This is a genomic window from Polaribacter sp. 11A2H (assembly GCF_011379025.1).
GTDB lineage: Bacteria > Bacteroidota > Bacteroidia > Flavobacteriales > Flavobacteriaceae > Polaribacter.
In genome coordinates this window covers 1-19,715 of the sequence record NZ_WTLD01000006.1, presented here as the reverse complement: position 1 = coordinate 19,715, position 19,715 = coordinate 1, and the positions used below count along the sequence as shown (strand labels likewise).

Annotated in this window: 16 protein-coding genes, 6 tRNA genes and 1 pseudogene; 19 read left to right on the top strand and 4 right to left on the bottom strand. The window is 32.4% G+C overall.

Going from position 1 to position 19,715, the window contains the following annotated elements; all coding sequences use genetic code 11:
- The first annotated feature begins 306 nt into the window (after positions 1-306).
- From rpsU to GQS58_RS08990, 18 genes are all read left to right on the top strand, one after another.
- Positions 307-504 (top strand): 30S ribosomal protein S21, encoded by a 198-nt coding sequence (gene rpsU / locus GQS58_RS09075; RefSeq protein ID WP_036822200.1) that lies wholly within the window; start codon positions 307-309, stop codon positions 502-504.
- A gap of 174 nt (positions 505-678) precedes the next feature.
- On the top strand, positions 679-1,572 hold the full coding sequence (locus GQS58_RS09070) for a tyrosine-type recombinase/integrase (RefSeq protein WP_166385076.1): 894 nt from the start codon (positions 679-681) through the stop codon (positions 1,570-1,572).
- Between the two features lie 3 nt (positions 1,573-1,575).
- Positions 1,576-1,884, top strand: coding sequence for a ribosome hibernation-promoting factor, HPF/YfiA family (hpf, locus tag GQS58_RS09065; protein WP_166385074.1), 309 nt, complete (start codon positions 1,576-1,578; stop codon positions 1,882-1,884).
- A 106-nt stretch (positions 1,885-1,990) separates the two neighbouring features.
- Positions 1,991-2,064: transfer RNA gene (locus GQS58_RS09060), tRNA-Thr, on the top strand.
- Between the two features lie 53 nt (positions 2,065-2,117).
- Positions 2,118-2,199, top strand: a tRNA-Tyr gene (locus tag GQS58_RS09055).
- A 16-nt stretch (positions 2,200-2,215) separates the two neighbouring features.
- Positions 2,216-2,288 (top strand) — tRNA-Gly (locus GQS58_RS09050).
- Between the two features lie 15 nt (positions 2,289-2,303).
- Positions 2,304-2,376 (top strand) — tRNA-Thr (locus GQS58_RS09045).
- A gap of 61 nt (positions 2,377-2,437) precedes the next feature.
- Positions 2,438-3,625 (top strand): elongation factor Tu, encoded by a 1,188-nt coding sequence (gene tuf, locus GQS58_RS09040; protein WP_166385072.1) that lies wholly within the window; start codon positions 2,438-2,440, stop codon positions 3,623-3,625.
- Positions 3,626-3,700: 75 nt separating this feature from the next.
- A tRNA-Trp gene (locus tag GQS58_RS09035) sits at positions 3,701-3,772 on the top strand.
- 18 nt (positions 3,773-3,790) lie between these two features.
- Positions 3,791-3,988, top strand: coding sequence for a preprotein translocase subunit SecE (secE, locus tag GQS58_RS09030; RefSeq protein WP_068450831.1), 198 nt, complete (start codon positions 3,791-3,793; stop codon positions 3,986-3,988).
- 2 nt (positions 3,989-3,990) lie between these two features.
- Positions 3,991-4,542 (top strand): transcription termination/antitermination protein NusG, encoded by a 552-nt coding sequence (nusG, locus tag GQS58_RS09025; protein WP_068450834.1) that lies wholly within the window; start codon positions 3,991-3,993, stop codon positions 4,540-4,542.
- A 76-nt stretch (positions 4,543-4,618) separates the two neighbouring features.
- A complete protein-coding gene (gene rplK / locus GQS58_RS09020; protein WP_068450837.1) occupies positions 4,619-5,056 on the top strand; it encodes a 50S ribosomal protein L11 in 438 nt (145 codons plus the stop codon).
- Positions 5,057-5,076: 20 nt separating this feature from the next.
- On the top strand, positions 5,077-5,766 hold the full coding sequence (gene rplA, locus GQS58_RS09015; protein ID WP_166385070.1) for a 50S ribosomal protein L1: 690 nt from the start codon (positions 5,077-5,079) through the stop codon (positions 5,764-5,766).
- Positions 5,767-5,785: 19 nt separating this feature from the next.
- Positions 5,786-6,304 carry a 50S ribosomal protein L10 gene (gene rplJ, locus GQS58_RS09010; protein WP_166385068.1) on the top strand — a complete coding sequence of 173 codons (519 nt, stop codon included), beginning with the start codon at positions 5,786-5,788 and terminating at the stop codon, positions 6,302-6,304.
- A 50-nt stretch (positions 6,305-6,354) separates the two neighbouring features.
- Positions 6,355-6,729 (top strand): 50S ribosomal protein L7/L12, encoded by a 375-nt coding sequence (gene rplL, locus GQS58_RS09005; protein WP_166385066.1) that lies wholly within the window; start codon positions 6,355-6,357, stop codon positions 6,727-6,729.
- Between the two features lie 147 nt (positions 6,730-6,876).
- Positions 6,877-10,686 carry a DNA-directed RNA polymerase subunit beta gene (gene rpoB, locus GQS58_RS09000; RefSeq protein WP_166385064.1) on the top strand — a complete coding sequence of 1,270 codons (3,810 nt, stop codon included), beginning with the start codon at positions 6,877-6,879 and terminating at the stop codon, positions 10,684-10,686.
- 79 nt (positions 10,687-10,765) lie between these two features.
- Positions 10,766-15,040 (top strand): DNA-directed RNA polymerase subunit beta', encoded by a 4,275-nt coding sequence (gene rpoC / locus GQS58_RS08995; RefSeq protein ID WP_166385062.1) that lies wholly within the window; start codon positions 10,766-10,768, stop codon positions 15,038-15,040.
- Between the two features lie 198 nt (positions 15,041-15,238).
- The gene (locus GQS58_RS08990; RefSeq protein WP_166385060.1) at positions 15,239-15,550 is read left to right on the top strand and encodes a DUF3467 domain-containing protein; all 312 of its coding nucleotides are present in this window, start codon (positions 15,239-15,241) and stop codon (positions 15,548-15,550) included.
- Positions 15,551-15,597: 47 nt separating this feature from the next.
- On the opposite strand, the gene GQS58_RS08985 is transcribed toward GQS58_RS08990, so the two are convergent.
- The 3 genes from GQS58_RS08985 to aroC all read right to left on the bottom strand — a co-directional run bounded on the left by GQS58_RS08985 (position 15,598) and on the right by aroC (position 18,713).
- Positions 15,598-16,485, bottom strand: a complete 888-nt coding sequence (locus tag GQS58_RS08985; protein ID WP_262887959.1) for a carboxylesterase family protein — start codon at positions 16,483-16,485, stop codon at positions 15,598-15,600.
- 1 nt (position 16,486) lies between these two features.
- A complete protein-coding gene (locus GQS58_RS08980; RefSeq protein ID WP_166385056.1) occupies positions 16,487-17,581 on the bottom strand; it encodes a heparan-alpha-glucosaminide N-acetyltransferase domain-containing protein in 1,095 nt (364 codons plus the stop codon).
- A 67-nt stretch (positions 17,582-17,648) separates the two neighbouring features.
- Entirely contained in the window at positions 17,649-18,713 is a 1,065-nt protein-coding gene (aroC, locus tag GQS58_RS08975; RefSeq protein WP_166385054.1) for a chorismate synthase, read from the bottom strand.
- Between the two features lie 246 nt (positions 18,714-18,959).
- Between aroC and GQS58_RS08970 the strand changes: the two genes are divergently transcribed.
- Positions 18,960-19,044, top strand: a tRNA-Ser gene (locus GQS58_RS08970).
- A 104-nt stretch (positions 19,045-19,148) separates the two neighbouring features.
- Here GQS58_RS08970 and GQS58_RS08965 read toward each other — a convergent pair.
- Positions 19,149-19,553: pseudogene (locus GQS58_RS08965) on the bottom strand (ISL3 family transposase); the annotation flags it as partial.
- Positions 19,554-19,715 lie beyond the last annotated feature (162 nt).

Here is a 19,715-nt window from a genome sequence, read left to right as displayed (position 1 = left end):
GAACACTGAACACTGAACACTGAACACTGAACACTGAACACTGAACACTGAACACTGAACACTGAACACTGAACACTCTTTTTAAGGCGTTCCCAAAAGGTCGGGCTTTCACTACTCGCTTTTTTCATACCTCAAAAGAGCTCAAACAAGCCGTTCAATCCCTAACGCAAAAACATATTTAAAATATATTGTAATAACTAATTGTCAATTCATAATTTGTAATTACATTTGCAATCCAAAAAATAAAAATAATAGTTTAAATACTATTCTAAAATATAAAGAGACTATGAAGGGAGGTGCCAACTTATGTTAATTATACCAATTAAAGAAGGAGAGAATATCGATAGAGCTTTAAAGCGTTACAAGAGAAAATTCGATCGTACAAAAACGATGAAGAACTTGCGTGCTAGAAAGAATTTCACAAAACCTTCTGTAGCAAACAGAGCTCAAAGAATTAAAGCTTCTTACGTTCAGAGATTAAGAACACAAGAAGAAGTAGGTTAATGAAACTCAATTTTAATAAGTCTGTAAGACGAAATTAAAATTGTAAGTTGAATTAATCCCAATTTTTATTGGGATCTCTACTTAATTCTAAGAAATAAAACCCGTATTGAATTTTCAATACGGGTTTTTTGTGTTCAATTTTTTGTAATTTTACTTACACTTAATGCTAATAATTTGATTGATCCTTTTCTAGAATACCTGTCCTTAGAGAAAAAGTACTCTGTACATACTATTACTGCTTATAAAAATGACTTAACCTCATTTAAAGACTTTTTAGAGACAGCCTATGATCAAGAAAGTTTATTAGAAGTACATTATCCACAAATTAGAAGTTGGATTGTTTTTTTAGTAGATACTCAAATATCAAATAGAACCATTAATAGAAAAGTAAGTTCTTTAAAGTCTTTGTATAAATTTTTACAAAAAACCAAACAGATAGAATTAAATCCGCTTTCTAAGCATAAAGCCTTAAAAACAGAAAAAAGAGTTCAGGTGCCTTTTACATCAAAAGAAATTAATGAGGTTATTAATCAAATAGAAAAAGAGGTAGATGTTACTTTTACTTCTATTAGAAACAAATTAATTGTCGAATTGTTTTATTCCACAGGTATTCGAAGAGCAGAGTTAATTAATATAAAAGAAAGAGACGTTAGTTTATCAGATAAAACGATAAAAGTATTGGGGAAAAGAAATAAAGAACGCTTTGTACCTTTATTAGATACTGTTATTCAAACGTTAAAACAATATTTAAAATTTAAACAAGAATTTACAATTGGTTTAGATGAGCTTTTTATTACTGAAAAAGGAAATAAAATTTATGAAACTCTTGTTTACAGAATTATTAATACTTACTTTAGTCAAGTCTCTTCAAAGCAGAAAAAAAGCCCTCATATATTAAGGCATTCTTTTGCTACACATCTGTTAAATGAAGGGGCAGATATAAATTCAGTTAAAGAGTTGTTAGGGCATTCATCTTTAGCATCAACGCAAGTCTATACACAAAATAGCCTTGCTGTTATTAAAAAAGTATATAACCAGGCTCACCCTAAGAGTCATAAAACACAGTAAAATATGAAAGTATTCACGCAATCAGTTAATTTTAATGCAGATAAGGAACTTATAGCATATGTAGATGAAAAGGTTTTATCATTAACTAAATTTCACGATAAGATAGTTGACGCAGAAGTTTTTTTAAAAGTGATCAATACTAGCGATAAAGAAAATAAAGTTACAGAAGTTAAGATAAATATACCAGGAAGTGAGCTAATCATAAAAAGAGAGGCAAAAACCTTTGAAGAAGGCATTAATGCTGCAGTTGACAATTTAAAAAGACAGTTAAAAAGGTCTAAAGAAAAGCTTCGAGACTCTGTTAATTCATAAAAATGAAAAAAAAAAGTAAAAAAACTTTAAAAAAAGTTTTGAAAACTAAAATAACTTCGTACATTTGCAATCCGTTAGAAATAGCGGATTGTTTTTTGCATCAAAAGCCGATGTAGCTCAGCTGGCTAGAGCAGCTGATTTGTAATCAGCAGGTCGTGGGTTCGAGTCCCTCCATCGGCTCAAAAACAATAAAATTGCGAAAGCAATTAAGTTCATTAAAATAGTAAATTAAAGGGGAGATACTCAAGCGGCCAACGAGGACGGACTGTAACTCCGTTGACTACGTCTTCGCAGGTTCGAATCCTGCTCTCCCCACAATTTACATATTAACGCGAAAGTAGCTCAGTTGGTAGAGCGTCAGCCTTCCAAGCTGAATGTCGCCGGTTCGAACCCGGTCTTTCGCTCAAGATTATCAACAGGCCGGTGTAGCTCAGTTGGTAGAGCGCATCCTTGGTAGGGATGAGGTCGTGAGTTCAAATCTCATCGCTGGCTCATTTAAAGGGTATTTTTTACACATTATATATATTTAAACTAAGAATTAAAATTAATAAACATGGCAAAGGCAACTTTCGATCGTTCAAAACCACACCTTAACATAGGTACTATTGGACACGTAGATCACGGTAAAACAACTTTAACTGCTGCTATTACTAAAGTATTAGCTGATGCAGGATTTTCTGAAGCAAAATCTTTCGATCAGATTGATAATGCACCAGAAGAAAAAGAAAGAGGTATTACAATTAACACTTCTCACGTAGAGTATCAAACAGCTAATCGTCACTACGCGCACGTTGACTGTCCAGGTCACGCGGATTACGTAAAGAACATGGTAACTGGTGCTGCTCAAATGGACGGTGCTATTTTAGTTGTTGCTGCAACGGATGGACCAATGCCTCAAACTAGAGAGCATATCTTATTAGGTCGTCAGGTTGGTATTCCTCGTATGGTTGTATTCATGAATAAAGTGGATATGGTTGATGATGAAGAATTAATCGAATTAGTAGATATGGAAGTAAGAGAATTACTTTCTTTCTATGAATATGATGGTGATAATGGACCAGTAATTGCTGGATCTGCTTTAGGTGCACTTAACGGTGAGGAAAAATGGGTTAACACTGTTTTAGAGTTAATGGAAGCAGTTGATGCTTGGATTGAAGAGCCTTTAAGAGAAGTTGATAAAGATTTCTTAATGCCAGTTGAGGATGTATTCTCTATTACTGGACGTGGTACTGTTGCAACTGGTCGTATTGAGACTGGTATTGCTAACACTGGAGATGTTGTTGATATTATTGGTATGGGAGCTGAGAAAATGACTTCTACTATTACTGGTATTGAAATGTTCCGTCAAATCTTAGATAGAGGTGAGGCTGGAGATAATGCAGGTATCTTATTAAGAGGTATTGCAAAAGAAGATATAAAAAGAGGAATGGTAATCTGTAAGCCAGGTTCTGTAACTCCTCATGGTAAATTTAAGGCAGAAGTTTATGTTCTTAAAAAAGAAGAAGGTGGACGTCATACTCCATTCCATAACAACTATCGTCCTCAGTTCTATGTAAGAACTACAGATGTTACAGGTACAATTAATTTACCTGATGGTGTTGAAATGGTTATGCCAGGAGATAACTTAACTATTACAGTAGATTTAATCCAACCAATTGCATTAAATATTGGTTTACGTTTTGCAATCCGTGAGGGTGGTAGAACTGTAGGAGCAGGTCAGGTTACTGAATTATTAGACTAAGATTTATTAGTTTTAATAAATAAATTCTAAGGGTGTTCCGTTTTTAACGGAACGCCTTTAATATTGAATTAAAATACGGGCGTAGTTCAGCGGTAGAGCACTGGTCTCCAAAACCAGCTGTCGGGAGTTCGAATCTCTCCGCCCGTGCAATTAAAAATAAGAAAAATGAACTTTATACAATACATCAAAGATTCTTTTGACGAATTAAGCAATCACATGACGTGGGTAACTAAAGAAGAAGCTCAAAAAACTACAGTAACTGTTGCTGTTTTTACGATTGTATTTGCTTTAGCTGTAGCTGGTATAGATTATGTTTTTCAAACAGGATTAGATAACTTTTTTGGAATGTTTAAATCTAACTAATTATGGCAGCTGATTCAGTAATGAAGTGGTATGTTGTTAGAGCCATTGGAGGACAAGAAAATAAAGTAAAAGCTTACATAGAAACAGAAATTTCTAGAGTAGGATTATCAGATTATGTTAGTCAGGTAATTGTACCAACTGAAAAAGTTATTCAGATTAGAAATGGGAAAAAAGTAAACAGAGAAAGAGTATACTTTCCTGGTTATATTATGGTTGAAGCGAATCTATCTGGAGAAGTTCCTCACGTAATTAAAGGTATAACAGGTGTTATTGGTTTTTTAGGAGAAGTTAAAGGTGGTGAACCTGTTCCTATGCGTAAATCTGAAGTTAACAGAATGTTAGGTAAAGTTGACGAACTATCAATACAAGATGAAAATATTGCAATTCCTTTTAATATCGGTGAAACTGTAAAAGTTGTAGATGGTCCTTTTAATGGATTTGATGGAACTATTGAGAAAGTGAATGAAGAAAAGCGTAAGCTTGAAGTAATGGTGAAAATATTCGGAAGAAAAACACCATTGGAATTAAGTTATATGCAAGTAGAAAAAATATAATTGTTACACAAATATATATTGATATCGATTTATTTTTTGGCTTCCAACTAAGAATAAATCATTAAACATTTTTAAAATGGCAAAAGAAGTTAGTAAAGTAGTTAAGTTACAAGTAAAGGGAGGCGCAGCGAATCCATCGCCGCCGGTTGGACCTGCTTTAGGAGCTGCTGGTGTTAACATTATGGAGTTCTGTAAACAGTTTAATGCAAGAACGCAAGACAAACAAGGTAAAGTTTTACCTGTTGTTATTACTGTTTTCAAAGATAAATCATTCGATTTTCTTGTAAAGACTCCTCCTGCAGCAGTTCAGTTACTAGAAGCAGCCAAAATTAAAAAAGGTTCAGGAGAACCAAACAGGAAAAAAGTAGCATCAGTTACTTGGGATCAAATTAAAGTTATTGCAGAAGACAAAATGGTAGATTTAAATGCCTTTGAAATTTCTTCAGCAATGCGTATGATTGCAGGTACAGCTCGTTCTATGGGATTAACAGTAAAAGGTAATGCACCAGCATAAACTTTATAAAAAGTAGTAAAATGGCAAAATTAACAAAAAAGCAAAAAGAAGCTCACGCAAAGTTAGATAGCTCTAAATCTTATGATTTAGCAGCGGCTTCAGCGCTAGTCAAAGACATTACTAATGTAAAGTTTGATGCATCAGTAGATTTAGCAATACGTTTAGGAGTAGATCCTCGTAAAGCTAATCAAATGGTTCGTGGTGTAGTAACATTACCTCATGGAACAGGAAAAGATGTAAAAGTTTTAGCATTAGTAACTCCAGATAAAGAAGCAGAAGCTACAGCAGCAGGTGCAGATTATGTTGGGTTAGATGAATACCTTCAGAAAATTAAAGGAGGATGGACAGATGTAGACGTAATTATTACCATGCCAAGTGTAATGGGGAAATTAGGTCCTTTAGGAAGAATTTTAGGTCCTAGAGGTTTAATGCCAAACCCAAAAACTGGTACGGTAACTATGGATGTTGCAAAAGCTGTTACAGATGTAAAAGCTGGTAAAATTGACTTTAAAGTTGATAAAACTGGTATCGTTCATGCTGCAATTGGAAAAGTATCTTTTGATGCTCAAAAAATTGAGGAAAATGCAAACGAGTTAATACAAACAATTCTTAAACTTAAACCAACAACAGCAAAAGGAACGTATGTAAAAAGCGTTTTTATGTCTAGTACGATGAGTCCTAGTATAGCTGTTGAGGTGAAAACTGTTTAATACGTTAAAACTTATAATTATGACTAGAGAAGAGAAATCACAAGTAATACAAGATTTAACAGCAGTATTAGCAGATACAAATACGTTATATTTAGCAGATATTTCTGGGTTAAATGCACAAACTACCTCTAATTTACGTAGAGCTTGTTTTAAAGCAGGTATTCAGTTATCAGTTGTTAAAAATACATTACTTGCAAAAGCAATGGAAGCTTCAGATAAAGAATTTGGAGACTTACCAACAGTATTAAAAGGTAATACATCAATGATGATTTCTGAAGCAGCAAATGCTCCAGCAAAATTAATCAAAGAATTCAGAAAGAAAACTAAGAATAAGCCTGTTTTAAAAGGTGCATTTGCAGAAGAATCTGTTTACATTGGTGATGATCAATTAGATGCTTTAGTAGATATTAAATCTAGAGAAGAGCTTATTGGTGAAATCATTGGATTATTACAGTCTCCAGCTAAAAATGTTATTTCAGCATTACAGTCTGGTGGACAAACAATTTCAGGTATCCTTAAGACTTTATCTGAAAAATAATTACGCGCACAAATAAACTATAATAAACAAAATTTTTAAAAACAATTAAAATGGCAGAATTAAAAGATTTCGCAGAGCAATTAGTTAACTTAACAGTAAAAGAAGTTAATGAATTAGCTACTATTTTAAAAGATGAATATGGTATTGAGCCAGCAGCAGCAGCAGTAGCAGTAGCAGGTCCAGCAGCAGGAGGAGAAGAAGCAGCAGATGAGCAAACTGAATTTGATGTTATCTTAACAGCAGCAGGTTCTTCTAAATTAGCAGTTGTAAAATTAGTTAAAGAATTAACTGGTTTAGGATTAAAAGAAGCTAAAGGTATCGTAGATAGCGCACCAGCAGCAGTAAAAGAAGGTATCTCTAAAGATGAGGCTGAAGGTCTTAAAAAATCTTTAGAAGAAGCTGGAGCTGAGGTAGAGCTTAAGTAATCATTTACTCCCGACTTCGAGTAATCGAAACGGGAAAACAAATTTAGGTTTAGGTACTAAGAACTAACGTTTTTAGACCTAAACCATTTTGTGTATATATTCGTTTTTTATTTTTATTTCAGATTTTAATCAAAAAAATATTCTCTTTTGGCAACGAAAAACACTACTGAAAGAATCAACTTCGCTACTTCTCAAATGATTAAGGAATATCCAGACTTTTTGGATATTCAGGTAAAATCTTTTCAAGATTTTTTCCAACTTCAAACTAAGGCAGAAGAAAGAGGTGAAGAAGGTTTGTATAAAACCTTCATGGATAACTTTCCAATTACAGATACAAGAAATCAATTCGTTTTAGAATTTTTAGATTACTTCGTAGACCCACCAAGATACTCTATACAAGAATGTATAGAAAGAGGTCTAACGCACAGTGTGCCCTTAAAAGCACGTCTAAAATTGTACTGTACAGATCCAGAACATGAAGATTTCGAAACTATTGTACAGGATGTATATCTTGGTACAATACCTTATATGACTAACTCTGGTACCTTTGTAATTAATGGTGCAGAGCGTGTTGTTGTTTCTCAATTACACAGGTCTCCTGGTGTATTCTTCGGACAATCTTTCCATGCAAATGGTACAAAATTATATTCAGCAAGGGTAATACCTTTTAAAGGTTCTTGGATAGAATTTGCTACCGATATCAATCAAGTAATGTATGCTTATATTGATAGAAAGAAAAAATTACCAGTAACAACATTATTCAGAGCAATCGGTTTTGAAAGAGATAAAGATATTTTAGAGATATTTGACCTTGCAGAAGAGGTAAAGGTTTCTAAAGCTGGATTAAAAAAAGTATTAGGTCGCAAATTAGCAGCTAGAGTTTTAAAAACTTGGCATGAAGATTTTGTGGATGAAGATACTGGTGAAGTTGTATCAATCGAAAGAAATGAAATAATTTTTGATCGTGATACAATTTTAGATAAAGAACATATTGATGAAATAATAGAGGCAGGTGCTAAAACCGTTTTACTTCATAAAGAAGATAACGATATGGCAGATTATGCTATTATTCATAATACTTTACAGAAAGATCCTACCAATTCTGAAAAAGAAGCAGTAGAGCATATCTATAGACAACTACGTAATGCAGAACCGCCAGATGAGGAGACTGCAAGAGGTATTATAGATAAGTTATTCTTTTCTGAACAAAGATATAATTTAGGTGAAGTTGGTCGTTTTAGAATGAACACTAAACTTCAGTTAAATGAACCTATTGATCAGAAAGTATTAACAAAATTAGATATTATAACTATTATTAAATATTTAATTGAGTTAATCAACTCTAAAGCAGAGGTAGATGATATTGATCACTTATCTAACAGACGTGTAAGAACTGTTGGTGAGCAATTAGCAGGTCAGTTTGGTGTTGGTTTAGCTCGTATGGCTAGAACAATTCGCGAGCGTATGAATGTACGTGATAACGAAGTGTTTACACCAATCGATTTAATTAATGCTAAAACATTATCATCTGTAATTAACTCATTCTTTGGTACCAACCAATTGTCTCAGTTTATGGATCAAACGAATCCATTAGCAGAGATTACTCACAAGCGTAGATTATCTGCACTAGGGCCAGGTGGTTTATCTAGAGAAAGAGCTGGTTTTGAGGTACGTGATGTTCACTATACTCACTATGGTCGTTTATGTCCAATTGAAACTCCTGAGGGACCGAATATTGGTTTAATTTCTTCACTTTCTGTTTTTGCAAAAGTGAATAATTTAGGATTTATTGAGACTCCATATAGAAAAGTAGTAGAAGGTGTTGTTGGAAATGAAGAGCCAATTTATTTAAGTGCAGAGGAAGAAGAGGGAATGAAATTTGCTCAATCTAACTTAGAATTAGATAAAGATGGAAGATTTGTTGCTGAAAGAATGATTTCACGTGAAGGTGGTGATTTCCCAGTTGTTAGTCCAGAAGAGATTAACTTCATGGATGTTGCACCTAATCAAATTGCTTCAATTTCTGCATCTTTAATTCCTTTCTTGGAACATGATGATGCGAATAGAGCATTGATGGGATCTAACATGATGCGTCAAGCAGTTCCATTATTAAGACCAGAATCTCCAATTGTAGGTACAGGTTTAGAGCGTAGAGTTGCAAAAGATTCTCGTATCTTAATCAATGCTGAAGGAGCTGGAGAAGTTACTTATGTAGATGCTAACAAAATTACAATTAAGTATGATAGAACAGAAGAGGAAAAACTTGTAAGTTTTGAATCTGATGAAGTTTCTTATAACTTAATTAAATTTAGAAAAACGAATCAAGGAACAAACATCAACCTAAAACCGATTGTAGAAAAAGGTGATAGAGTTGAAGAAGGACAAGTTCTTTGTGAAGGTTATGCAACACAAAAAGGAGAATTAGCTTTAGGTAGAAACATGAAAGTAGCCTTTATGCCTTGGAAAGGGTATAACTTTGAGGATGCGATTGTAATTTCTGAAAAAGTAGTTCGTGAAGATATATTTACATCTATTCATATTGATGAGTATTCTTTAGACGTAAGAGATACAAAATTAGGAACTGAAGAGTTAACTAATGATATCCCTAACGTTTCTGAAGAAGCTACCAAAGATTTAGATGAAAATGGAATGATTAGAATTGGAGCAGAAGTGAATCCTGGTGATATCTTAATTGGTAAGATTACACCAAAAGGAGAATCTGATCCTACTCCAGAAGAAAAATTATTACGTGCTATTTTTGGTGATAAAGCAGGTGATGTAAAAGATGCATCTTTAAAAGCTTCTCCATCATTAAGAGGTGTAGTAATTGATAAAAAATTATTTAGAAGAGCTGTTAAAGATAAAAACAAGAGATTAAGAGATAAAGAAGCAGTAGCTAAGTTAGAAGCTTCTTTTGTATCTAAATTTGAAGGTTTAAAAGATGTTTTAATAGATAAGTTGTTTTTACTTATCAGTGGAAAAACTTCGCAAGGAGTTTACAATGATTTAGGTGAAGAAGTTTTACCAAAAGGTAAAAAATATACACTTAAAATGTTAAATTCTGTTGATGATTATATTCACTTAACAGGTTCTTGGACAACAGATAAAGACTTAAATAGTTTTGTAGGTGAATTAGTTCACAATTACAAAATTAAAGTAAACGATTTACAAGGTTCTTTACGTCGTCAAAAATTTACAATCTCTGTTGGAGATGAATTGCCAGCAGGTATTTTAAAACTTGCTAAAGTTTATATCGCTAAGAAACGTAAGTTAAAAGTGGGTGATAAAATGGCAGGACGTCACGGAAATAAAGGTATTGTTGCTCGTATTGTACGTGCAGAAGATATGCCTTTCTTAGAAGACGGAACTCCAGTTGATATCGTATTAAATCCATTAGGGGTACCTTCTCGTATGAATATTGGTCAGATTTATGAAACTGTTCTTGGTTGGGCAGGTCAAAAATTAGGAACTAAATATGCAACACCAATTTTTGATGGAGCATCTTTAGACCAGATTAATGAGATTACGGATACAGCAGGTGTACCAAGATTTGGACATACTTATTTATATGATGGTGGAACAGGAAAACGTTTCGATCAGCCGGCAACAGTTGGTATCATTTATATGATTAAGTTAGGTCACATGATTGAAGATAAAATGCATGCGCGTTCTATTGGACCATATTCATTAATTACACAACAACCTTTAGGTGGTAAAGCACAATTTGGGGGTCAGCGTTTTGGAGAGATGGAAGTTTGGGCACTTGAGGCTTATGGTGCATCAAGTATCTTAAGAGAAATCTTAACTGTGAAATCGGATGATGTTATGGGAAGAGCTAAAACATACGAAAGTATTGTGAAAGGTGAAGCTATGCCAGAACCAGGTTTACCAGAGTCGTTTAACGTATTAATGCATGAACTTAAAGGTTTAGGTTTAGACGTTAGATTAGAAGAATAAATTTTTTCAGTAACCAATAACCAGTTACAATTTTGTAACTGGTTATTGAATACTGCCAACTGAATACTTATCAAAAGACATGGCAAGAAAACAAGAGAAATACACTGTAAAAAAGTTTAACAAAATCTCAATTGGTTTATCCTCACCAGAAGCTATTTTAGAAATTTCTAAAGGTGAAGTTTTAAAACCAGAAACTATAAATTACCGTACACACAAGCCAGAAAGAGATGGTTTATTTTGTGAGCGTATTTTTGGTCCTGTAAAGGATTATGAATGTGCTTGTGGAAAGTACAAAAGAATTCGCTACAAAGGTATCGTTTGTGATAGATGTGGTGTAGAAGTAACTGAAAAGAAAGTACGTAGAGAAAGAGTAGGGCATATCAACTTAGTTGTGCCTGTTGCTCATATTTGGTATTTTAGATCATTACCTAACAAAATGGGGTACCTTTTAGGTTTGCCATCTAAGAAGTTAGATATGATTATTTACTACGAGAGATACGTAGTAATTCAACCAGGTATTGCAAAGAATGTGGAAGGAGAGCCATTACAAAAAATGGATTTCTTAACGGAAGAGGAATATTTAGATATTGCTGATGAGTTACCACAAGATAACCAATACTTAGATGATTCTGACCCTAACAAGTTTATCGCTAAAATGGGTGCTGAATGTTTAATTGATTTATTAGCGCGCATCGATTTAGATGGGTTGTCTTTTGAATTAAGACATAAAGCAAATACAGAAACGTCTAAACAACGTAAAACGGAAGCTTTAAAACGTTTAAATGTTGTTGAAGCATTTAGAGACTCTCAAAAAAATAGAGAGAATCATCCAGAATGGATGATTATGAAAGCTGTACCAGTTATTCCACCAGAATTAAGACCTTTAGTTCCTTTAGATGGTGGACGTTTTGCAACTTCAGATTTAAATGATCTTTATAGAAGAGTTATTATTAGAAACAATCGTTTAAAAAGATTGGTTGAAATAAAAGCTCCAGAAGTTATTTTACGTAATGAGAAACGTATGTTACAAGAATCAGTAGATTCTTTATTTGACAATACACGTAAATCATCTGCAGTAAAAACTGAATCTAACAGACCTTTAAAATCTTTATCAGATTCATTAAAAGGTAAACAAGGACGTTTCCGTCAGAATTTATTAGGAAAGCGTGTTGATTATTCTGCACGTTCTGTAATTGTTGTTGGACCAGAAATGAAATTATCTGAATGTGGATTGCCAAAAGATATGGCAGCTGAACTTTACAAGCCTTTTGTAATTAGAAAACTAATTGAAAGAGGAATTGTAAAAACAGTTAAATCTGCAAAGAAAATAATAGATAGAAAAGAACCAGTTGTTTGGGATATTTTAGAAAATGTAATTAAAGGACATCCAGTTTTATTAAACAGGGCTCCTACATTACACAGACTAGGTATACAAGCTTTTCAACCAAAATTAATTGAAGGAAAAGCAATTCAATTACACCCATTAGCATGTTCTGCATTTAATGCGGATTTTGATGGGGATCAAATGGCAGTTCACTTACCATTAGGACCAGAAGCTATTTTAGAGGCGCAATTATTAATGTTAGCTTCTCATAATATTTTAAATCCTGCAAATGGTGCACCAGTAACAGTTCCTTCTCAGGATATGGTACTTGGTTTATACTATATGACTAAAGAGAGAATCTCTACTCCAGAAGTTAAAATTAAAGGAGAAGGATTAACTTTTTATTCACCAGAAGAAGTAACGATTGCTTTTAACGAAGAAATGGTTGACTTAAATGCTGGAATTAAAGTAAGAACTTACGACGTTGATGAGAACGGAGAACAAGTTAGAAAAATAATTCAAACTACTGTTGGTAGAGTTTTATTTAACGAAGTTGTTCCTGCGAAAGCTGGTTACATTAACGAGGTATTAACTAAGAAAAACTTACGTGGAATTATTGGTGGTATTTTAAAAGCTACAGATATTCCTACAACAGGAGAATTCTTAGATAATATTAAAAATATGGGATATAAATTTGCCTTCCAAGGTGGTTTATCTTTCTCATTAGGGGATATTATTATTCCTAAAGAAAAACAATCTATGATTGATGAAGCCAACAAAGAGGTAGATATCATTGTAGGGAATTATAACATGGGTATGTTAACGCAAAAAGAGCGTTATAATCAGGTAATTGATATTTGGGGTAGAACCAATAACGATTTAACTGAGTTATCTATGAAACGTTTACGTGAAGATCAACAAGGTTTCAACTCGGTATACATGATGCTTGATTCTGGTGCAAGGGGTTCTAAGGAGCAGATTCGTCAGTTAACAGGTATGCGTGGATTAATGGCAAAACCTAAGAAATCTACTGCAGGTGGTGGAGAAATTATTGAGAACCCGATTCTTTCTAACTTTAAGGAAGGTTTATCAATTCTTGAATACTTTATTTCTACTCACGGTGCTCGTAAGGGACTTGCGGATACGGCTTTAAAAACGGCAGATGCTGGTTACTTAACTCGTAGATTAGTAGATGTTTCGCAAGATGTTATCGTTAATGAAGAAGATTGTGGTACATTAAGAGGGTTAGAAGTAGCTCCTTTAAAGAAAAATGATGAGATTGTAGAATCTTTATCAGAAAGAATTGAAGGTAGAGTTTCATTAAATGATGTATATCACCCGTTAACAGAAGAGGTTCTTTTAAAAGCAAATCAACCAATTTCTTATCAATTAGCAGTAGCTGTTGAAAAGTCTGGAATTGATGCTGTAGAAGTAAGATCTGCTTTAACTTGTGAATCTACAAAAGGTATTTGTGCTAAATGTTACGGACAGAGTTTATCTACTCTTAACAAGGTACAAATTGGTGAGGCAGTTGGTGTAATTGCAGCACAATCTATTGGAGAACCTGGTACACAGTTAACATTACGTACATTCCACGTTGGTGGGGTTGCAGGTAATATTTCTGAAGAGAATAAATTAATTGCTAAGTTTGACGGTAAAGTTGTTATAGATGATTTACGTACAGTAACTGGTAAAGACAATGAAGGTAAAGAAATTGACATTGTAATTTCTAGAACAGCAGAGATTAAAATTATAGATAAGAAAACAGGAATTACTCAAAGTACAAATATACTTCCTTATGGTTCTATTATTTTTGATAAAGATATAAAATCAATTAAAAAAGGAGATGCGATTGTACAATGGGATCCATTTAATGGTGTTATTGTTTCTGAGTTTGGAGGAAAAGTGAAGTTTGATAATCTACAACAAGGTATTAACTACTCTGTAGAAGTAGATGAGCAAACAGGTTTCCAAGAGATTGTAATGATCGATTCTAAAAACAAAAAAATCATTCCATCTTTAATTATTGAAGATAATGATGGTAATGCTTTACGTTCTTATAGTTTACCTTTAGGTGCACACTTAATGGTAACTGATGGAGATAAAGTAGAAAGTGGTCATACTTTAGTTAAAATACCAAGAAAATCTGGTAAAGCTGGGGATATTACAGGAGGTTTACCACGTGTAACAGAATTATTCGAAGCACGTAATCCTTCTAATCCATCTGTTGTTTCTGAGATTGATGGTGTTGTTTCTTTCGGTAAAATTAAACGTGGAAATAGAGAAATCATCGTTGAGTCTAAAACTGGAGATATTAGCAAGTATTTAGTAAAACTTTCTAATCAGATTTTAGTTCAAGAAAATGACTTTATTAAAGCTGGTATGCCATTATCAGACGGAGCAACCACTCCTTCAGATATTTTAAGAATTCAGGGACCATCTGCAGTACAAATGTACTTGGTAAATGAAATTCAAGAAGTATATCGTTTACAAGGTGTAAAAATTAATGATAAGCATTTTGAGGTTGTTGTTCGTCAAATGATGCGTAAAGTTAAAATTATAGATTCTGGTGATACTTTATTATTAGAGAATCAATTAGTTCATAAAATTGACTTTATCAAAGACAACGATGATATTTTTGGAATGAAGGTTGTTGAAGATGCTGGAGATTCAGAAAACTTAAATGCAGGTCAAATTATTACTGCGCGTCAATTAAGAGATGAAAATTCTTTATTAAGAAGAAATGATCAAAACTTAGTAACTGCAAGAGAGGCTAAACCGGCAACGGCAGAGCAAGTTTTACAAGGTATTACAAGAGCATCACTTCAAACAAAATCGTTTATTTCTGCAGCTTCTTTCCAGGAAACTACAAAAGTATTAAACGAGGCTGCTGTTAGTGGTAAAATAGATACATTAGAAGGCTTAAAAGAAAATGTAATTGTTGGTAAGAGAATTCCAGCAGGAACAGGTATGAGAGCTTATGAAAACATTCTAGTTGGTCCTAAAGACGAAATAGAAAAAAGTTTCTAAATAAACTTAACGTGAAAACGTTTTAAAGTTAAATTATTTAAAAGTTGAATTGTTTAGACGTACTTAGGTGCACTATTCAATTCAACTTTTTTCTATTTTATATCTTTTATTATATATAAAGGTGAAGTTTTACGCGTATAATTCATTTTTTTTTACGATTTTACAGCTACTAGAATTAACAAAGAGACAAATTTAATTATGGAAGAAAATACAAACAAAGACGGACAAATAAATATTGAGTTAGATCAAGAAATTGCGGAAGGTACATATTCTAATTTAGCAATTATTAATCATTCTATGTCAGAATTTATTGTAGATTTTATTAATATCATGCCAGGTGTACCCAAGGCAAAAGTAAAATCTAGAATTATATTAACCCCACAACATGCAAAAAGGTTAACACAAGCTTTGGCAGATAATGTTAGAAAGTTTGAAGAGCAGCATGGTGAAATTAGAGATTATGAACAACCTCCAATTCCTATGAATTTTGGACCCACAGGTCAAGCATAAAAAAAAAGCGAAACTTTTAAAGTTTCGCTTTTTTTACTAATTAAAATCTAAATTGTTGTTTCTATCTGTCTATTTTTCCGATTTAAAACATCATAATATAAAAAATCTATAATCTCTTTTTTACATTGATAAATAGGTCTAGCATTCCAACTATGATTTCCATTTTTTACGCTGTACAAATAATAGGGTTTATTTATTGACTTTAATTTACCTGCAATTGCTTTAGAACCAAAAAGATTTAAATAGCCTACAGATTTTAACTTACAATAATGATGAGAATCTATGTTATAAGGAACTAAATTATCTTGTATGCCATGAAATAACTGTGTAGGAATTGCTGTTTCTATTGTTATTTTGTCAATAGAAGTTACAGCACCAGACATAGCAATAACACCTGCAAATTTAAAATTTGGATTTAAAATTTTATTGCTATAAACATATGCTAAATTTAAAACGGCTTCAGCACCTGCACTAGAACCCACTAAAATTATTTTATCAGTATCTATTTTAAACTTGTTTTTACGACGTAAAAAATATTTTACAGCATAACTTATATCTTGAGACACATCGTTAAATGCTTCTATTTTTAATGCTGATTTTATCTTACAACCAAAACCTTTGTTTTTCATGGTTAACCTGTATGAAATGGAAGCTACTGCATAGCCATATTGTACCATTTCTTCGGCAAAATCTGTTGCAATTTTATCTTTTCTATCACCACCAGAAAAACCTCCTCCATGAACATATATTAATAAAGGAACTTTTCCGGTTCTTTTTTTAGGTTTATAAAATTCGAACTTCAAATTTTTCTCTTTTTTTATTCGATGATAAGTATACGTTCTCTTAGAGAATTTAGTATTCTTTTCTAAGTACCTTTCTTGAGAAAAGCTGGACAAAAAAAATAAAATTAAAAAAAAAGATAATAGTGCTTTCATTTTATGCTTTTAGTTTCAATTTATGAAAGAGTTTTCTTAAATTTAAATATAAAAAAGTATTTGTTTTTGCGTAATAAAAAGATAATAAACAAACAGTTACTAAGAATAGTATTGCCCCAGGTATTGCTTGCATTGGAGTTAAGTTTTTACCAATTATACTATTTAATCCATACCCCGTAAAGCTGCCATAAATAATTATGAAATGAATAACATAAATTGACAGTGTTTGTTGTCCTACTTTTAAAATTAACGGTTTTTTAAAATATTTTTCTAATCCGTAAAAAAAAGAAAAAATCAGTAATACATTTCCTAGTCTAGTAAACAAGTAGTTATAGCTAGCCGAATCCATTAATAATTGGTTGCGAAATAGTTTTGAGAAGTAAACAAGTATATCTGAGGAGTAAAAAATTAGAATACCTCCAAAAATGGTAAAAGAAGTAATAATTATTTTTTTAAAACTTTTTTTAAATACATTTTTATTAAAAATTGTTGCTAAAAATGCACCAAAACAGACATAACCAGACCAAGGAATAATTGTAAATACAGATCCATTGGTTTTAGAAACATAATTGTTTAAAAATATGGGAATAGAGGTTAGGTTTAAGTTTCTATACAAAGGTTCTGTAATAAATATAGTAAAGCCAAAGAGTAATGTTACTATAGAAAAAAGTATTGTTTTTTTATTACAGATAAAATAGAAACATATAATTAATATAAGACTTAATCCTATTATTTGTAGTACATCAATGATCAAAAAGTAAGGATCAAATTTTCCGGCTAACCAACCAAAAAAAGGAATTCTTAATAAATAACCAATACCAATTAAAAAGAACCCCCTAGTTATTCCTTTTACCATTCTTTGTTTTTCTAATCCTTTCTCTTTTGCCTTTAATAAAAGATAAGTAAAAATTAATCCAGAAATAGTGAAAAAAGTTGGGGCTGTAATACCTCTAAAATATGACCAAATAATAAAAATAGGATGATTTAAATCTCGATAAGAAGTATCTAAAAGTGTATCAATAAAATGCCCTTGTAGCATCATTAAGATAGCAAAAGCCCTAACAATATCAATAAAATATAATCTATTTATATCCATAGAAATAATCTATTTACCGTTAAAGGTAAGGCGGTTTAGAGCTTTTGTAATTTAAAAAGTATGTAAACTATATTTGTCTCGTTTTATTTAATAACCAAAAGTCAGCTAATACTAAAGCTGTCATAGCTTCTACAATAGGCACAGCTCTTGGTACTACACAAGGGTCATGACGACCTTTACCTGTAATTTCTGTAACTTCATATTCTGAGTTTATGGTTTGTTGAGAGCTCATTATGGTGGCAACAGGTTTAAAAGCAACTCTAAAGTAAATATCCATACCATTACTTATACCTCCTTGTATACCTCCAGATAAATTAGATTGTGTAGAGCCATCTTCATTAAAAACATCGTTATGATCTGAACCTTTCATTTTTGCGCCACAAAAACCACTTCCAAATTCAAAACCTTTTACTGCATTTATAGATAACATTGCACTACCTAATTGTGCGTGTAATTTTTGAAATATAGGTTCTCCTAATCCTACAGGTACATTTTGGGCAACACAAGTTACGGTACCTCCAATAGTATCTCCTGCTTTTCTGATTTCCTGTATCTTATTGATCATTTTCTCTGCAGAATCTTCATCTGGACAACGAACAATATTACTCTCTGTTTTAGAAAAATCTAAATCTTGATATGGTTTGTCTATAAAAATATCTCCAACAGAAGATGTAAAGGCATTTATATTCATGCTTGCAATTAGCTGTTTTGCTAAAGCACCAGCAACTACCCAATTGGCAGTTTCACGTGCAGAACTTCTTCCGCCACCTCTATAATCTCTGTTTCCAAACTTCTTATCATATGTAAAATCTGCATGAGAAGGTCTATAGACATTGGTATTGTGGTTGTAATCTTTAGATTTTTGATTGGTGTTTCTAATAATAAAACCAATAGAAGTACCTGTTGTTTTTCCTTCAAAAATACCTGAAAGAAACTCGACGGTATCTGGTTCTTTACGCTGTGTAACAATTTTAGATTGCCCAGGTTTACGCCTATCTAACTCATTTTGAATTGCTTCAAAATCTACCTCTAATCCTGCAGGGAACCCATCTATGACTCCGCCAATAGCAGTTCCATGAGATTCTCCATACGTTGTTACTTTTAATAAATTTCCAAAGGAATTAAATGACATAATTATATAATTAGAATAATAATGGCAAATATAATGAACTAGTATACAAGAATTCTAGATTTAGACTTTTTTGTAACGATTTCTAAAAAAAAAATAATAAATTAAAACAATTGATTTATAGGGAGATATGAATTTTTAGCAATGATATTCAAAAAAAAATAAAAATAAATCGTTTTTTATTTTCATAAACTAAAAAAGCTTTCTATATTTGCAGCCGCATTCAGAGCATATCTGATGAGACGCACTGGAGAAATGGCAGAGCGGTCGAATGCGGCAGTCTTGAAAACTGTTGACTGTAACAGGTCCGGGGGTTCGAATCCCTCTTTCTCCGCAAAAAACCTCATAGTCGTTTGATTATGAGGTTTTTACTTTTATAGGTGTTGTATTGGGTGTTGTTTGTCTTGGATCAAGTCCAAAAGTTGTGGGATTTAGAAATTAGGCATAAATATTTGAGAGTCTAAAAAGGAAAAATTTGATGTTTCTAACACCTCTAAATTGTGCTCTAAATGCTTTTATTTTAGCATTAAACGATTCTGCAGAAGCATTTGTACTTCTATTGTCAAAATAGTTGAGTATATTCTGATAATGTATAGACATTGTTCTAGCAATGGTATTAAAGCTTTTAAACTTCGCTTGTCTTACATTTTCATCCCATTTAGCAAGTCTAGTTAAGGCAACAGTTTTATCTTTTGTTTGATTGTAAATCCAGGATAAGTTTTGACATAAATTGTATGCCTTTTCTATATCTGGATAAGTTTTAAAAAGTATTTCAGCTCTTTCTTGTTGGGAGTTAGTCCATTTGTTACTAGATTTATACAATAGGTATCTACTTCTAGCTAATAATTGTTTTAGAGTATCTCCATTTGGTAGTAGTTTAGGAACCTATTTTAAGGAGTTGTTTCTAGCATTTTCTATGGCGTCGTTATCTTTATCTATTGCTTCCCAACGATGTTTAATTCTAATTTCTTGCAAAGCATCTAAAGCTAATTTTTGCACATGAAA